This is a genomic window from Sphingobacterium sp. JUb20 (genome assembly GCF_004342035.1).
Lineage (GTDB): Bacteria > Bacteroidota > Bacteroidia > Sphingobacteriales > Sphingobacteriaceae > Sphingobacterium > Sphingobacterium anhuiense.
The window spans coordinates 292,717-309,687 of the sequence record NZ_SLYV01000004.1 but is presented as its reverse complement, the minus strand read 5'-3'; the positions used below and the strand labels follow the sequence as shown (position 1 = coordinate 309,687).

The following is a 16,971-nucleotide window of genomic DNA, read 5'->3' as shown; positions in this document are numbered from 1 at the left end:
CATTAGGAATCTTTTTGAATATATCACCAATACAACCATAGTACCACACTTTCTTATAACCTACATCTAATTTCTAAAAAAAACACAGACATATCTAAACTACTTGAAATCAAATATTATCAATTATTATTTTTACGGGAATTAGTTTAGTAATTTTTTAACATCTCTAACTCTACTTATTTTTGCTTCACAATTCTCAAACATACCATCATATTGATCTGTACGAAAACCTTCTATTGGAATATCTGAATATCCAAAATCCTTTTGTCTGGATATAAATGGGTGAATAACATACTTATTAGCACTCATCATGGAAAGAATTAAATCTGCGGCATCTGTTTCATCAAAAGGTTCCGATAAAATTTGTTCAAAAATATTCTTGAATAAAATTGTAAACTGTGTACATTGAAAAGATTCAATCCAACACAGTTCAGGACTTACAACAATAGCTTGTGTAGTGTTTGAAATTCCGCCTAGAATTATATCCGCACCTAATTCTGCACCTTGAAATATCGAATCAAACAATATCTCTTTATTGTAATTTCCAGAGAATACATGGTCATCTTCACAAATTATGATAATATCTTCATCTCTTTCTATTGCCATCGATATGATCTTTTTGATATTATTCCATAAACCCATAGTTCTCTTCTCTTCCTTTTGTACAATTAAAAATTCAAGTTCAAATTCGTTTTTATTTGCGAATTGGCTCTTTATATGTTCCAATCGGTCATATCGTTCATCAATATTAATAACATACGCAGGAATTTGTATGTCATTATAATTACTTCCGTAGTATGAATACTTCGTAGATAATATATGCTTTTCCATTTTATCTATAGCTTTCATTCTTAGTTTCACTTTATTAAATAGTGCCTGAACCACTCCTTTAGAATCATTTTTTTGAGTAACATCTGAATATCCTGTGTCCCGTTGAATTGAAACTATTGGAAAGGAGACAAAAATTTTATCTGATAATTTTGAAATCATAGAATCAATTGTTTCGATGCCCTCATAAAATTTATAGTCAAGTATCTTGTCATAAAAATTAGCAAAAACAATTAGAAACTGAGTTCCTGTAAATTCATTGATCCAATACAATCTATCATTTACCTTGACGCTATAATCAAACCAACTTACTCCTCCCAAAAGTATTTCACCTCTGATTTTTGAAACATATTTTATTTGTTCATTTAATTTCTCAACATTGTATTCATTTGTGAATAAATGGTCATCTTCACAAATCAATACGTACCCCAATTTATTCGATTTCGCAATGTTAATTATCTGAAGTAGAGATTGCCATAATCCAATAGATCCGATTTTATTTTCTACTGCAGTGAAAACTGTTAAATTAAATTCATTTCTATCTTCAAATTCTTGAACAATATTTTTATAGCGATCGGTACGATGTTTTAAGTTTATGATATAAGTTGGTATTTTCATAATTTATAGTAATTGATTTTTCAAATCATTATATACATAGTGTTTATATTTTTAAATTTTTAGTCAGGTTCAGTCATATCCTTTTAAAGATTGATTGATCCTCTGTTATAATTTCAGCTTCAGCCAACAGGCCTGGTTTTAATTTTATTAACGAGTCTTGTATGCTTCTATAAATATCCAATCTAGAAAAAAATACAGAATCCCTGATTAGGATATCGCTAATGAAAACGACTTTACCCTTAAGGTAACCATATTCTTGATACGGATAACTTTTGCATAGGAAGCTTCATTATCTTGATGAGCAAGTCTGTCAAAATGGATATATTTACGCGTGTACTAATATATAGCATAATCCAGGAACGTATAAAAGAGACGGCCGTGTTTCCAATGAATAACATCAATTGTCAATTAAAATCAAGTTGATGAAACTGATATTTTTGGTATTAATACCAATATCAACAACAGATTGCCCAAGAAAAGGAGCTATCAGCGATAAAACTGTTCCCAACAGCATTCCCAAAAAAATCTAAATAAATAATCTCTTATATTTATAAAAATAAATAAAAATTTTAGACCATTTTAAAGTTGATTCAGGTTCGTCTTCATCGATTTGATAGAAGTGCGGAGTAGGGCTCAATATATGTGACTGACCTGAATATAACTTCTTAGTCGAGAACCAGTTTTTTGCAAACTCTTTCTCATCATACGAAATCAAACCCATTGCAGCATCAGAAATAAAGTATTTACCCTTTTTTATTTTATCGAGTACAGTAAAATGATTTTGATTCCAGTGCAATATACAAGGCAACTTCGCTTCCTGTAATTGGTCTAGCGATAGGCGGACACCATAGGTTCTAACTCCCAATTTTTCGGCAGCGTCGCTAATTCCGAGCAGATTGATTCCATTTTTGGTAGTCTTACAAAGTTTTCGAATTTTATAAATAGATGCAATTTGACCATAATATTTAACTAAAATACGTAAGCAGGTCACACCACAATCCATCTCATCCCTTTGCCTATAGTATGGAAATCGCTTTAGCATATTAAATTAGTAGTTCAATAAATTCTCAAGTCTGATTAATGGGAGATTATGAAAAAGAATTACTTGGAAATACAAATACTTTTTTACTTAAGTCAAGTAAAAAATAAAACATAAAATGTTTATAAATATTCTATCAACCAATTAATTACTCCCTACCTTCAATTATATCAATAATTCTTTTTTTATCCATAATTCCCTCAGATCGAAAAATTAGCCTGCCAGTTTTATCGATTAAGATTAATGTAGGATATGCTTTAATGCTAAATTTTCTAGCCACATCTTTATTTTTGTCAAATATATGTACCCAATTCATTTCATTTTCCTCAATCACCTTACTAAAATTAGCTGAATCAAGGTCTGCACTTATACTAATTATTTGTAGTTTCTCTAATGAATATTGTTTATTCAAATTTTTAATATCAGGGATTTGTGTTATACATGGAGCACACCAAGTAGCCCAAAAATCCAAAAGGATATAGTCACTTTTCAAATTCTCGATCGTATATTTAATTCCTTTTACATCAATGAAATTAAAATTAATAAGATTCCATTTTTCTAAAGGAGTAATTTTATTTTGAAGTTCCTGCTGTAATATTTTTCCCTCCTTGGTATCCGTATATTTTTTAGGAAATGCGTTTAATTGATGACGTAAGGAAGACATATAATCTTCATCATTTAACAGCTCTTCTAACTGCATTTTTGAATAATTTTTAAACAGATAAAAAGAATAATAATCCTCGTTGCGTTCTTCTATAAAAGAGAGTAGTTTTTTGTTAAATAATTTGGTATGTGTAGTCAACTTATTTCTAATCGAATCATTTTTATTTATCTCATTAATATAATTTTTATAAATTTCAACGATAGCAATGTGATTAGAATCATTTTTCAAAAAATTATCATATTCATAACGTATCGGATTTTCAATGCTATCTACAGAATTAATTATGCCTCCACTATGTATCACGTTTAGCGATTTTCCTTGATCTACAGAGTCAACATTTAAGATAAATTTTCCAGGTTTATCATTTATAAAATATTCATAAACTCGGCCACTTTTCTTGTACCAGATCGAAATATGGCCATAATATCCATAATATAAGTTAGTCATATGAAATGTACTTTTACCCAAACTATCGTTCAGAAATTGACTATTAATACCATCATTTAAACTTATATCTATATCCGGAGGGTTTACATTTTCACCTAATATAAAAGTGACATCCATTTTACTTTGAGCAATGCTAATACAGTATGCTGAAAGTAAAATTAATACTAATATTATTTTCCTCATATTTCTAACTTATAAACTGACTAGAATTTATTTAACTCTATCTCCTTAAATAAAAGATAGAGTTAAATTTTGTATGTTATAGAATCTATCTCAATGCTACGCAAGAACACCATTATCAGTGCACTTTGCCGTACTAGGTATACTGCACTCACACCATGTTAATGTTCCATTAGTGTTGGTGATTGTTTTCTTATCACAAGTACCATTTTTAGGAACTCCATTTACCACTCCTCCACATGATGTCAAACATTTAACATCACCACTACCAGTAGTTCCGCTTCCACCATTTCCACCAAGAATTTGCTTTAACTCTTCACGAGATAAGATTTCGGTTTTACCTAAATTTTTTAATGAAATTTTTTTCATTATTTTTATTTTTTAATTTTTGACTATTCACTCACACCCGAATAGCTTAGGAGGGACTTTTACAGAGAGCCTTCTGTTTGCCCGAGATCGTTTGCAACCGGCTCGGGCATTCTTAATCTAGAAAAAATTCTTTAAATCCATAATACTATAATGATCAGGTAATTCTTTTCCGTTTATATATAATGTTGGAGTAGCCCTTACTTTCATTTTGTCACACCAATCACGCATTGCGGATATTTTCTCATCTTGCTTTTTTAACCCTTCATCCACTGGATATTTATCAGCAAACATGCTATAATCTTTCCTGGGATCTAAATACCAGTCGTCTAAAGCATTATGTACTGCTTGACAACCTAATTGTTGTTGGATAGCCAATAAATGTGCAACAGGAGCTGTGGCTTTATCATCTTCTTTACCCGACGCTGTAAATATGATACGAATTTTGACATCAGAATTTTTTTTAATAATTTCCTCTAACTCGGGATGAGCTTTTGAACACGGACCACAATAGGGATTGCAAACTTTAATAATCTCATGCTTAGCTTTCAGATTCCCTACCAAAATACCCAAATTTTCTGTAGATATTGTTATTGCCTCACTATTGTCAAGCATCGCTTGAAAAACAATGGGATTATAGCGTAGTTTTTTCCATTTCTTTGCATAACCTCTACTATCATTAGCACTTTTGAGCATCGGTACAGCAAAATATGAAGTAACCAAAAATAATATTCCTAAAAATATAGTAGTTACAATACTGTAATAATCGATTTGGTATATATTAATATAATCCATATTAATAAAAACGAAACCTAATATTGCATTAATTGCAAGTATTATTTGAGTCACCAAACATAAAGGACACCATTGTTTAACAACAAGTCCTTGATAATAAATGGAAAAGAAGATATAAGGTGAAACTATAATAGAAATATAGGAACTTACTAGCAATTGGTTTAATTGACCTGCATAAATAATTTGAGTAAAAAATAGTGTTGCCATAAATGCAAATCCCCATGTGGACCAACTTACTCCTAAAAATGATGCCTTAGCTGAAGATAAAACAGCGTCACAATTCATTTTCTTTCCACTCCCACCACAGACCTCTTTGATAAAAGGATTGTGTGCATCAACCTCATGCCATAAAAGAATCGTCGAAATTGTTAAACCAATAAAACTACTTAACAAAAAACTTAAACCTATCCAAGAGGTTATTGATGTATCTTTTGATAGTATATTTATACTACTAATTAGAATTGTAAACAGAATTAGATAAATGGGTATATTTTTTATAACAGATTGTATTCGTTCATCTTTTCTGTTAACTGCGTAATCCTTTTCATCTTTTTTCGTAGCATCATCGAGCAATAAAATAATTCCTTTATCAATATTTCCAAATTCAGTGAAAGAGATTTTCTTAGTGGTATTTTTTATTGGCTCAAGATAATATAAATATTGATCATCAGTCTCCGTCACTACTGCAAAATTAGCATTTGACCAACCTTCTTGTTGTATAGAAACTATAAATGGGGTTTCAAAATCGGAGTAGGAATAATCTCCCTTTCGAATAGCTACGCTTTCAATTCCATATTCTTGTAAAATTTCTTTTACAGCTAATAGAGAATTAGATTCCAAATGAGACTCAATCAATTTATTTAATTGATATTTACTGTTTTTTACAGAAAAGATGTTAAGTACATAATTACAGGCATGCAATAAGTTGCTTTCTGACAATTGTCTTATTGAACTAAAAAAAATCATATTTAAGTTATATCGGTTTATTATCTTAACTAGAGTTTTAAGAAGAATTATTGTCTCTAAAAAATAATAGTAAGTATTTTTAGAAGCAGTTAAAATATAAAATTGGACAGTGGTTTAGATAAATTTAGATTCTAAAAAATCTAAATTTCATATTATAAAACCTACTATTTAGTTGATTATTATTCAGATTATATAGATGATCTAGGTTTTAATAAAAACCATGATAGTGTTTTTAAACCAGGGCAAAGAAGCCCGATCTCTAAAATAACTGCTGGAATTTTTATCAAAAACGAATCCTCTTTTTTGCATTTGTGCTATGATATATTCATTATTTCTACAATTTACGTGGCCGCTACCCGATTGGCCGATAATAGCCCAGCTTAATACAACATAGTTTGTTGCATTTTTAGCAATATTATCCAAATAAATATATTCATATTTTTCAGGTATATGCTCTCCGACCTCTAAGCTTAAAACACTATCAAATTTTTCCTCAAAAATTATCTTTTTACTTAGATCTAATACTTCACAATGTGTTCCGTCAGCTAGAATCTGTAATGTAATATCTGGAGTATATGGGTTGCCATCGTATCCTTTCGCGACTAAGTTCTTTTCACGTAATATGCGTACATACCAACCAGGGCCGCAACCTAGATCAACGATTTTTTTCTGGCCATGCTTTTTAAAAAATCGAGCCAATGCCAATGCTAATTTTCTGTCAAAACAATGACCTTCAAGAGTAGAATTTATCCACCTTCCTTTTTTATCTATTTCAAATGACATAAAAAAATTGATCTCATATTTATATCTATAGTTGTTGGATCTACAGACTGTCTACTTGGTTAACAACAAACTTATAATTCAAATATAAATTTCCTTTCAGTAAACAACTAAACCAATTCTACCTTGTAATTAAACTTTTCTACCCCAAACATATGGGAAAACACTTTTTTTTTAAATACAGGAGACATACAGGCTAACAGAAAATTCAAATAACAAAAGTTATCAGATAACACAACAAATATTAACTCTAAAAAATTTCATTATTTTCTCATCAATGGTCTATCGTTAATATTGTTCCTATAATCTGAAAATATGTTCAAGTTTCTTTAATCATTTTACACGTAACATTTTTAGTTAAATAAAAAAACTACTAGTCTTTTCAATCACATAATTCCTTAATATTGAATCTAGACACCTCAAATTATTTATTAGCGTCGTAGACCTATAAAGCACAGTTTTATCGTCAGATTACCAAGCCACGCATAACATACCCAATGAGTTTAGAGTACAGAGCTCATTAAATTTACCTTCGGAAGCATCTTCAACATATGAATTTGCTTATAAATACATTTCCCCATGAGACACGACAATAAATAATGGCATTTACAGAAAAAAAATCTAATAAACAAAGGAGGCATCAATGGTCGAGTGGGTATATTGGGAACAGCAGTAGAACATATTATTTACATCGTTTAAATATATTCCTACACCTATTAAGAAGCAAAAAATATCATTAAAATAAATACTGAACAATTTTTCACAATTTGCATTTTTAAGAAGATTATAATTTAACAAACTTATAACTGCAAGATATATCAATGTAAGAGCTGATTCTAAAACAATATTGATCATTACGTAAACTCTACTACCCCTAGAAAATAATTTCAAAAGCAACCATATATTAAAAAGTAATATTTATTATTAAAACAGTCTTGTCACTATCATGACAAGACTGTTTTAAACCTTTCTTCATAATTTCTAAAAGAAATTTTAAGTAATCAAATTCTCATAATTTTACTTATCATACAAAATAATCGATACAGTAAATTTGCAACGATAGTTACCTCTTAAATATTTCTTTTTTTGCGACATAGAAAGTATCAATAGCAGTAATATTGGGCAAGTATGCGGTGTTAATAGCAATGTTAGTCCCTTTTCTATAATCTGTAATAAAGGTTTTTGTAGCTTCAACATCTGTTACTTTCAACATTCTATTTTCTCCATTAGTACCGATGTATTCCACTAGAGTAAAAATAGCAGTCGGATCAACACTAACCCAATCAATTGTCAACACTCCAGTATTGTCATCATAAACTGTCGTCCCCCTATTATATCCTCTATTAATCAAACCATCTGCATAATTATTTCCATAAACAATACCGCTCACATTAACAGGTACAGAACTATTACCTTTTGCATCAAACGTTCTTACTTCAAAACTTATACCTCCTTCATTCAAATTATTCAAAAACAACTCTACAGTGTCAATACCTGTAGATCGAACGATGTCCTTTTCTATTGAACTTTCTTTTCCATTCCAAAAAACCTTATACTTAACAATCTTTGGATCTGATGTAAAGAGCCCCCATAATAACACTCTTTTATTACCCGAAAACACACGTGCAGAATCTAATATTCCAGGATAATAAATTTCCTTACCTCCTTGGAATGATTTATAATCATCCATTTTTCTACAAGAGGTAAACCAGGCAATTGCCATAATACTCAATATAATATTTCTTTTCATTGATTTATGTTATTTGCTTCCGTAAACTTCAATTTGTGTACCCATAATCGAGAAAGTATTTTCCCAATTTTTAAGATTTTTTATTCGAATATATCTAAATGGAGGTAATCCAGGTTCAAACTCCGTACTCCAGCCCTGCTCTGCATACGCCTTATCTTCAGCAGTTTCCTGACCTGAAGGAAGTCCAGAAGGTTTAACAATGGTATTTGAGGCCAATAACGTCCAATTGTCAAAACTCCCATTGGATGAGGGATTATTTGTTCCCCAAACTTCAAATGTTTTCATACAAGCTCTTCTGTAAAAATTAGTTCCATCTTCAGTTCTAGGGAAGTATATCAATCTACTTAAGGCTTTAGTAACGCCCAAATCAATTGTAATAGTTTGCGGTGTACTTGCAGCTTCTGTAGTAAATATACAAGGCCACCGAGCCCCAGTGTAATTACCATCCCACAAATACCTCACAAATGTCCCATATGCTAGGGCCGCATCTCCAGGTAACGGAAACTCAGCAAATTTAGTTCTATCCAACTTGGCCTCGCTATAAGGTGTTATATTTTTATAAACCGTATCAGTAAAGTTTCCAAATTTATCCGAAACTGTAAATCCAAAATTGGTTTCGATAGCTTCTTGTCCACGTAATGTTATATTACCCGATGAAGTTTGAGTATAGATTTTTTCTAAACTTTTTATTTGTCCTTGACTTTCCTTAATAATTGGAATAATAACAACAGGTGCTCGATCTTTATTTTCAAATTTTATATTCGGTCCTCCAAAGCCTGGTATAATAGCTAAACTTTCAAAAACACGTTGAATAGGTGATTTTAATGGTTTAATGGTCACTTTTACCGGATCAGACTTAATCTCACTACGACTAACAGCATATAAAGTGATCATATGTTCATTAGTAGAATGAAAACCATCAACCAATAATTGATTCGTATAAAAAGTACTGATTGCTTCTCTCTTTACTCCAGGACGAATTTCATATTCTGCTTTAATATAGAGTAAATCTTCCGAAGAGGGTAAGGTGTAAGTCAACAAAGCAGCCCCACTTTTATTTTCTACTTTTATATTGGTCACCACATCTGGTTTTGCAGTATTATTTTCTATAGGAGCATTTAACATATCGCTCTGGCAGCCATTCAGCATCATCAATCCTAAATTGATGATGCTGGTGAAAAATATATTTTTAATCTTTTTCATATTATTATAGAATTACCAACCTGGATTTTGCACTAGATTTTCGTTAACTAATAAGTTGTCTTCAGCAATCGGCCATAAATAATCACGAGGAGCGACAAAACGCTGGCTATAAAAGGTCAAAATACGGTAGTATAAAGAAGGTGAACTTTGTGATATATCCCATCCTTGCACATTCCCATTTGTTTCTAAAGAAGCTGTTTTCCATCTTCTAACATCCCAAAATCGACTACCTTCCAATGCTAGTTCGATTCCTCGCTCTTGTCTAATGATTTGTCGCAGTCCTTCTTTATTTTGATACTTAGTGGGATTATTAGAATAATTGCTCCAACTTTCTTCGATACTCTTCAAACCTGATCTAGATCTGATTCGGTTTAGATAGGTATACACTTCATCGCTCGGTCCAGACAATTCATTTAGTGCCTCAGCATAAAGTAAATACAAATCTGCCAATCGCATATTAGGCCATGGATAACGTTCATAACTGATACCATTATCAGCACTCCACATAAACTTCCAGTTAATTAATTTTTTACAAAAAAAACCCGATGGAGGAAGGGGTGTTCCAGAGCTCGGACCTCCTAATCTTGACTGTATATTAAAGGTATTTTCATCGGTTCGAGTCAAGCTTCCTTCCTGGTACCAAATGCTGCCGTCGAATGCCAGTGTTGCATAAAAACGATTCTCACGATCAAAGTTCCAACGTGAAGATTGATAATTCAACAGATTATTAAAGCGTTCCTTATTAACTCCTGTACGCAATTCTCCCTTGTCTCCAAATTGCAAGGTTTTATCCTCGGCAATAGGAATCCCATTAGCAGTATAAAACAGATCTGCTAATTTCATTGTTGCTCCCACATCTGCAATTGCACCATTACTACTACCATAACGACCATCAAAATGTCCCACAGTAACCGCTTGTGTATAATTTGTATTGGAATTAGAATTACCCCAGATTAATTCTGAATTTTGCCATTTTTGACTCACAGCATTTCGTAGACCCATCTGATAAGTTGTTGTATCACTTAACTTAAACAGTTCCGAATTAAATTTGTGCAATTTTATTCCAGCTGTTTCACTGATTAAAATTGCTTCTTTACAAGCTTGAACGGCTTTTTCCCATTTGCTCGCGTCATAATCAGCCCTTATCAGCTGCTGACCCTTTTTGTCTTTAAAACTAGTATAATCTGAATTTCCATTAAACAATGGACTCGCTGCTAAGATTAAAACTTTAGCTTTTAACATCAATGCTGCAGGTCTTGTTATCCGCCCAAGTTCATTTACGGTATTAACAATTGCTATGGGTAGATTAGGCACAGCCAAATCAATGTAATTAACAATAAAGTTTGTTACACTATCTATAGGCATACGACTAAGTTTCATCGTTTCGATCGGCTGGTCAATCTCAGGACTTACTTCCATGATGGGAATTGGTCCATAAGCACGCATCAAAATAAAATGATAATAAGCTTTCAAAAATTGTCCCTCAGCTATCCATCTATTTCGTTCATCTAGGTTTATATCGGGCACCTTACTCATATCTTGCATATTTTTTATAAAAATATTACAATCACGTATCGCTTGAAATAGAGGAACACCACCATTCTTTCCATCCCAATTGTTAAAATAAGGATCCACTACGTTTTGATTTCCTCTAGGTAGGTTTGCCGCTAAACTATTAGATCGACTAACTAAAGGCGCGACCATCTCATCGCTTCCTAAAAAAGCCGGATTCGATGCAGTACTTCCCTCATCAGGGATATAAGAGTAACAAGTAAATAAGTACTTTTCTGCTTCACTCCTAAGTGCAAAAGCATTTTCTACTCGAGGTAAATTATCAGGTGCAACATTTAAATATTTTGTGCATCCTGAAATAATCATGATACACATTAAAATCATTACTGACACAAACACTCGCTTGTACTGCATTTTTATATTTAAATTATTTTTCATATCAAATACGTCTATAAGATGACTTTTATTCCAAAATTATACACACGCTGTAAAGGATAACCAAGCCCATTGCCAGCCATTTCGACATCCCAAATCTTAAAACTGCTCATGGTCAATAGGTTTAAAGCACTTCCATATAATCGAAGATTAGATAAACCGATTCTTTTAGCTATTCGTTCCGAGAAATTGTATCCCAATTCAACTTGTTTTAGTCTTAAAAATTCACCACGACGTAACCACCAAGTAGAACTTTGAACATTATTTTGTATCACTTCACTACTAAGACGTGGCCAAAATGCATAAGGATCACGATTATCTTCACTCCAGTGATTTTGAGCAATAACATCTAATAGTCCAGATTGTGAACCACCTACCGTTACAAAAGGAGATATTCCCAATACATCACCTGCAACATTTCGATTAGAGTTGGCATTGATCATAAAAGAAGATCTGCCTGATCCTTGAAAGAAAAAGCTAAAATCAAATTGCTTAACTCCAAAAGACCCGCCAAATCCATAAATGATTTCGGGTACAGTCGGAAGCCCGATAGGAACTATATCAAGATTACTAATTTTACCATCACCATTGATATCACGATATTTGATGTCCCCAGCACCGTATAAACCAAAACTTTGTGTTGGAGAATTTCTAACTTCAACTTCATCGGTAAACAATCGCTCTGCAATCAAACCATAAATTTGATTAACAGGTTTATTAAGACGATCTAAATGAGTTAAACCATCAGGATACATCGGCTGCTCATTGAAAATCAAATTACTAGTTGCGTAAGTGAGATTGCCCATTAGTTTCATCCAAAAATCAGTTCCAAAATAGCGTGTAAAACTAATATTTGCATCTATTCCTTTACTGCTTGCTTTTCCAATATTTGCTCTTGCAGGAGCTTGAAGACCCACTAACGTTGGTATATTAGTCCTCGTCAGGAGGATACTTGAACGCTCCTGCTTATATGCCTCAATGGTCAAATCAAAGTCTTTAAAAAGTGTTGCTTCTATTCCTATGTTACTTTGCTTAGACTCTTCCCAAGAAATTTCACTATTCGCATATCGAGAGGTACTTATACCCGGTCGAAAATATCCATAATTTTCTCCAAATGTATATCCCTTCTCTCCTGCATTAAGACTAACTTCTGATAAATAGAAGAAACGATCGGCATCCTCACCAATTTGATCGTTACCAATTTTACCATAACTAGCACGAAGTTTTAAGTTATTGATGATTCTTGAATCTGCTAAAAATTTCTCTTTACTGATGATCCATGCACCACTGATTGCAGGAAAGAATCCAAATCGCTTACGATCTGAAAACCTTTCAGATCCATTATATCCGAAAGAAAATTCTGCGGTATATTTATCCTTAAATGAATAATTAGTTTGTGCCATTAAGTTCAGATTTCGCTTTGGAAGTGATAACTGTAAGGAATTTGCATTACCATTAAGGGATGATCGAATCGTACTGATAACCCGGCCTCCAATGGTATGCTTATCTTTAAACGTTCTTCTATAATCAAGCACACCTTCGCCATAAATAATCGTTGAGACATTTTTAGCACCAGGTTCATAAGTTAAATACTCGGTAGGCGGCTGCCCAATCTGAGGTTGTCCCGGTGTGGTTTGATTTAACAAGCTAAGGATATTCTCTCCACCAATTTGTCTGAGTTGATAATAGAATGGACTATATCCTCTTGCTAAAGTAAAATCAGCATCGCGTTGTGTGTAAGCCATGACCCTGGCGCTAAGTCCTTCAGTGAGCTTTTCTAGATCTTGAAAAATTTCAATTTTCGGAATTAATTGCGACCTATTAAACTGCTGGAAACCTGACACTGAAGTCGCAAATGGATTTGTATATAAAGTGTTTGTCGAATTAGGTGTTAATGCACTACCAAATAATGGGTGTTGGGCATACGGTAAAAAACTTTGATCATAAAGAACTGGAAAAGCTACCGGATTCGCTGAATTTGCGAGCGTAAATATTCTTGCGCCTCCTCCCCTTGGTGAATTATTAGAATCAAATACTCCTCTAACACTTATCGTTGCTTTTGTAGTATTTGTAAAGTTGATTGTGATATTGGATAGTAGTGAGTAGGCCTGTGTTTTAACATTACTTTTAAAGTTATTTAACTTAGCTTCTTTTAACAAACCATTATTTTCATCATATGTGAAACTAACAAAATACGTCGCTTTTTCATTTCCACCTCTCACGTCTAAATTAGCAGCAAAATTGTGTGTATAATCTTTTATAAGCAAGTCCATCCAATCATTATTAGGATACAATAAAGGATCTTTACCTGCGGCTGTATTTTCAATTTTATTAGGATCATAAGGCGGAGCTCCTAAAATATCTCTGGTTAACACGGCCTCATTTGCTAAACGCATATAGGTAATATTATCAGCTAACTTGTAACTTTTTGTATTCCCAGAAATTCTATTTTCCAATCGAAAGTTAATTTTTGTTTTTCCTAATTCACCATTCTTTGTCGTCAATAACAATACCCCATTCGCACCTCTAGAACCGTATAAGGCAGTTGCGGCAGCATCTTTCAGAACTGAAAAATTTTCAATATTATCTGGATTTAGACGTGCAAGATCTGTAGGAGTACTTTCTATACCATCAATATAGATTAAAGGATCTTGCTTACCTGCACCAAATGTTCCAACTCCTCTAATAAAAAAGTTAGCATTGTCTTGACCTGGTTCCCCAGACCGTTGAAAGGCAATGATACCTGGTACTTTTCCAGCCAAGGCGGTCGTCAAATTGCTGCTCGGCCCCTTCAAATCTTGCGCTCGGATTGAAACAACAGATCCTGTAATTGAAGTTTTTTTAGCTTTTCCAAATGCCACAACAGTCACTTCATCCATAGCTGTTGCATCACTTTTTTCAAGTATAATGTTAAAATCTGTCGTCTCTCCAACAGCTATTTCTTTAGTTGTAAAACCTACATATGAAAATCTCAACTTAGCGAGTTTGGGGTCTGTCACCTTTATTGTAAAGGCCCCCTGTGCATTTGTGATGACTGTTACCTTTTGTCCGATCACAGAAACAGTAACTCCTTGTAAAGTTTCATTTAAATCGCTTTTCACGGTACCACTAATACTCAAAGTTTCTTGAGGAAAAACTTTAAATACTAATAGAATATAAAAATACAAGAGTAGTACTCTCTTCATAATTTTAAATTTATAAGTTAATTAATTTGGTTTTAATTATTGGTTTATTTAATTATCATAATTCATTTAGCACGATTTATTCATTTACCTCCTTTCTTTTTAGCATTTGTGTATCGTATTATCTGTAATCCCAATAGCTTCAAATTGGAACAAATCCTCCTCATTTACCCACACTGCTCAACAACATTTATAATACATGTAAATATTTTTAAATCAACAACTTACTATATAATATCGGCGAAAAATTAATGCATATAAAATCATTTAAAATATTTTCACATCTATTTACGTAAAATGAAGATCTATAAAGTAGTCGATCTAATTGTCCTCTTAAGTCAAGGAGGGAACTCACATATTAAATTTAAAAGAAAGAAGAATACACTAAAATTGGCATACAGCTTACAATTTCCACTAATGGCATGAACTATAAAAAATGAAAATAATTTGGTTAATCGGTATGGATACATAGTCGTAATCTCATAATTGGTTTAAACAAAGATGTTTATTACAAAAATGAAATACTCAAACTTTACTTGCCACATTACACACTATATTACCCCTTTTCAATTTTGACTATCATTATGATTGAAACCAGAGCAAAATCTTAAACAAGATTACATGTTATCTAATCCTTCAAAAGGAAGAGAAACTAAAGCAATTCACGGTTTACTTATAATAACAAAGGCAAAAAATAACACTGTATTTTTTGCCTATTCTAAAAACTAAGCCTAATTAGAATTCTAAAGTTCTCACAAAAAAATCACCAAGGTTCATGTCAGTAAACCTTGGTGATTCTTAAAGTTTACTAACTTAAAACTGGTAACTTATTCCGACGGTAGCGATACCTTTATGGCCAAATCCTAATTCCGCAAAGCCACCAAATTGTTTCCCAATTCTCAATCCTAATGGATTTACTTGAAATGCAAATGACATATCTGTTCCTCCTTTTATTTTTTCTTTAGGTTGATCCGGAGTCGCGATCAGGATTCCTCCTGCACTAGCAGAACCATAAAAATTAATGAATGAAGTTTTAATGTAAGAAAACTCTGCTGTTGGCATGACCACGATTACATGCTGATTTGATTTATAAATAGCCGGATTGTCAGATTTATCTTTTTCTACCAAAGTTCTATCCATTTTTAAATATCCGGCATCCAAACCTGCTCTAAAACGATCAGAAAACTGATACGTATAACGCAAGCCTAGCATTCCAATTGCTTTACTATCTTTTATTTTATAGCCAGTTCCACCAGTTAATCCAGAGACAAGACTTGTTCCGAGTATATCTGCTATTTCTGATCCTAATTTTAGTGTAGTAGCATCGCTGTAAGTAATACGAAAATCATGTTTCCCTGTTGATGTCTGCGTTTGTGCTGAAGCTGTTGTAAACGAAAAGAAGAGCGCAATTGCTAAAATAATAAATGAATTTTTCATGTTTTAATTTTTTTTGTTTTGATTATTTTACACCAGAATATCTGGCTTTGCTATAAATACGCTGCTATTTTAAAAACCCCTATTTCAACTGCTTATTTTTTTAAAAAAAAATAAAAAAAACAGAATCACACATTATAGAACAGACAGTTATATGATCGTATTATTTTAATTGATCATATTTATTAAAATCAGAATTAGTATTTTTGAACGTTACTTCTATTATATGAATACAGAAAGCAGAGCATTTAAATCCCTTTTCTACACACACTATCAGTCGCTTTGCAACTATGCTTTCAAATATCTCTCTGATCACGATGAGAGCAAGGACGTTGTACAGGAGGTACTCATACGCTTTTGGGAGATAAAAAGAGATATGATTAGCGATCCAGCAGCAAAATATTATCTTTTCACTGCAGTAAGAAATCGCTGTATCACGATCCTACGAAAAAAAATATACAATATATCTACAGATGAACTGACATTAGAAGTGGCAGACGAACCGTACATAGAACAGCCAGAGCGTGACGTACAAAAATTAATTCAAGAAGCAATGGACGGACTTCCGCCAAAATGCAGAGAAGTCTTCACATTAAGTAGAGTCGAAAACCTAACTTACAAACAGATAGCAGAGAAATTAAATATATCGATTAAAACGGTCGAAAATCAAATGGGAAAAGCCATTAAGCACATGCGAGAATTTATAAAAAAACATGCAATTCTCATTCTTATTTTATTATTATATATCTGGAATAAAATTGGGGAATAGGGT

Annotated in this window: 12 protein-coding genes; 1 reads left to right on the top strand and 11 read right to left on the bottom strand. The window is 32.4% G+C overall.

Annotation, left to right across the window (positions count from 1 at the left end):
• Positions 1 to 141: 141 nt before the first annotated feature.
• The 11 genes from EDF66_RS08995 to EDF66_RS08945 all read right to left on the bottom strand — a co-directional run bounded on the left by EDF66_RS08995 (position 142) and on the right by EDF66_RS08945 (position 16,202).
• A complete protein-coding gene (locus EDF66_RS08995; protein WP_132842103.1) occupies positions 142 to 1,446 on the bottom strand; it encodes a hypothetical protein in 1,305 nt (434 codons plus the stop codon).
• A gap of 526 nt (positions 1,447 to 1,972) precedes the next feature.
• Positions 1,973 to 2,488, bottom strand: a complete 516-nt coding sequence (locus tag EDF66_RS08990) for a cysteine peptidase family C39 domain-containing protein (protein WP_132842102.1) — start codon at positions 2,486 to 2,488, stop codon at positions 1,973 to 1,975.
• Positions 2,489 to 2,633: 145 nt separating this feature from the next.
• Entirely contained in the window at positions 2,634 to 3,779 is a 1,146-nt protein-coding gene (locus tag EDF66_RS08985) for a TlpA family protein disulfide reductase (RefSeq protein WP_132842100.1), read from the bottom strand.
• Between the two features lie 96 nt (positions 3,780 to 3,875).
• Positions 3,876 to 4,145, bottom strand: a complete 270-nt coding sequence (locus EDF66_RS08980) for a hypothetical protein (RefSeq protein WP_132842098.1) — start codon at positions 4,143 to 4,145, stop codon at positions 3,876 to 3,878.
• A 117-nt stretch (positions 4,146 to 4,262) separates the two neighbouring features.
• The gene (locus tag EDF66_RS08975) at positions 4,263 to 5,903 is read right to left on the bottom strand and encodes a vitamin K epoxide reductase family protein (RefSeq protein WP_132842096.1); all 1,641 of its coding nucleotides are present in this window, start codon (positions 5,901 to 5,903) and stop codon (positions 4,263 to 4,265) included.
• A gap of 201 nt (positions 5,904 to 6,104) precedes the next feature.
• Positions 6,105 to 6,686: a class I SAM-dependent methyltransferase gene (locus tag EDF66_RS08970; RefSeq protein ID WP_132842095.1), complete on the bottom strand. Its 582-nt coding sequence runs from the start codon at positions 6,684 to 6,686 to the stop codon at positions 6,105 to 6,107.
• 1,060 nt (positions 6,687 to 7,746) lie between these two features.
• Positions 7,747 to 8,433: a DUF4998 domain-containing protein gene (locus tag EDF66_RS08965; RefSeq protein ID WP_132842093.1), complete on the bottom strand. Its 687-nt coding sequence runs from the start codon at positions 8,431 to 8,433 to the stop codon at positions 7,747 to 7,749.
• Positions 8,434 to 8,442: 9 nt separating this feature from the next.
• Positions 8,443 to 9,636: a DUF5000 domain-containing lipoprotein gene (locus EDF66_RS08960; RefSeq protein ID WP_132842092.1), complete on the bottom strand. Its 1,194-nt coding sequence runs from the start codon at positions 9,634 to 9,636 to the stop codon at positions 8,443 to 8,445.
• A gap of 12 nt (positions 9,637 to 9,648) precedes the next feature.
• Positions 9,649 to 11,586, bottom strand: a complete 1,938-nt coding sequence (locus EDF66_RS08955) for a RagB/SusD family nutrient uptake outer membrane protein (protein ID WP_207898550.1) — start codon at positions 11,584 to 11,586, stop codon at positions 9,649 to 9,651.
• Between the two features lie 11 nt (positions 11,587 to 11,597).
• Entirely contained in the window at positions 11,598 to 14,768 is a 3,171-nt protein-coding gene (locus EDF66_RS08950; RefSeq protein ID WP_132842090.1) for a SusC/RagA family TonB-linked outer membrane protein, read from the bottom strand.
• 810 nt (positions 14,769 to 15,578) lie between these two features.
• Positions 15,579 to 16,202: a hypothetical protein gene (locus EDF66_RS08945; RefSeq protein ID WP_132842089.1), complete on the bottom strand. Its 624-nt coding sequence runs from the start codon at positions 16,200 to 16,202 to the stop codon at positions 15,579 to 15,581.
• A 223-nt stretch (positions 16,203 to 16,425) separates the two neighbouring features.
• Between EDF66_RS08945 and EDF66_RS08940 the strand changes: the two genes are divergently transcribed.
• A complete protein-coding gene (locus EDF66_RS08940) occupies positions 16,426 to 16,968 on the top strand; it encodes an RNA polymerase sigma-70 factor (RefSeq protein ID WP_132842088.1) in 543 nt (180 codons plus the stop codon).
• The last annotated feature ends 3 nt before the right edge of the window (positions 16,969 to 16,971 follow it).

Coding starts and splice junctions, on each gene's coding strand:
- EDF66_RS08995 (WP_132842103.1), bottom strand. CDS start 1,446: ATGAAAATACCAACTTATATCATAAACTTAAAACATCGTACCGATCGC.
- EDF66_RS08990 (WP_132842102.1), bottom strand. CDS start 2,488: ATGCTAAAGCGATTTCCATACTATAGGCAAAGGGATGAGATGGATTGT.
- EDF66_RS08985 (WP_132842100.1), bottom strand. CDS start 3,779: ATGAGGAAAATAATATTAGTATTAATTTTACTTTCAGCATACTGTATT.
- EDF66_RS08980 (WP_132842098.1), bottom strand. CDS start 4,145: ATGAAAAAAATTTCATTAAAAAATTTAGGTAAAACCGAAATCTTATCT.
- EDF66_RS08975 (WP_132842096.1), bottom strand. CDS start 5,903: ATGATTTTTTTTAGTTCAATAAGACAATTGTCAGAAAGCAACTTATTG.
- EDF66_RS08970 (WP_132842095.1), bottom strand. CDS start 6,686: ATGTCATTTGAAATAGATAAAAAAGGAAGGTGGATAAATTCTACTCTT.
- EDF66_RS08965 (WP_132842093.1), bottom strand. CDS start 8,433: ATGAAAAGAAATATTATATTGAGTATTATGGCAATTGCCTGGTTTACC.
- EDF66_RS08960 (WP_132842092.1), bottom strand. CDS start 9,636: ATGAAAAAGATTAAAAATATATTTTTCACCAGCATCATCAATTTAGGA.
- EDF66_RS08955 (WP_207898550.1), bottom strand. CDS start 11,586: ATGAAAAATAATTTAAATATAAAAATGCAGTACAAGCGAGTGTTTGTG.
- EDF66_RS08950 (WP_132842090.1), bottom strand. CDS start 14,768: ATGAAGAGAGTACTACTCTTGTATTTTTATATTCTATTAGTATTTAAA.
- EDF66_RS08945 (WP_132842089.1), bottom strand. CDS start 16,202: ATGAAAAATTCATTTATTATTTTAGCAATTGCGCTCTTCTTTTCGTTT.
- EDF66_RS08940 (WP_132842088.1), top strand. CDS start 16,426: ATGAATACAGAAAGCAGAGCATTTAAATCCCTTTTCTACACACACTAT.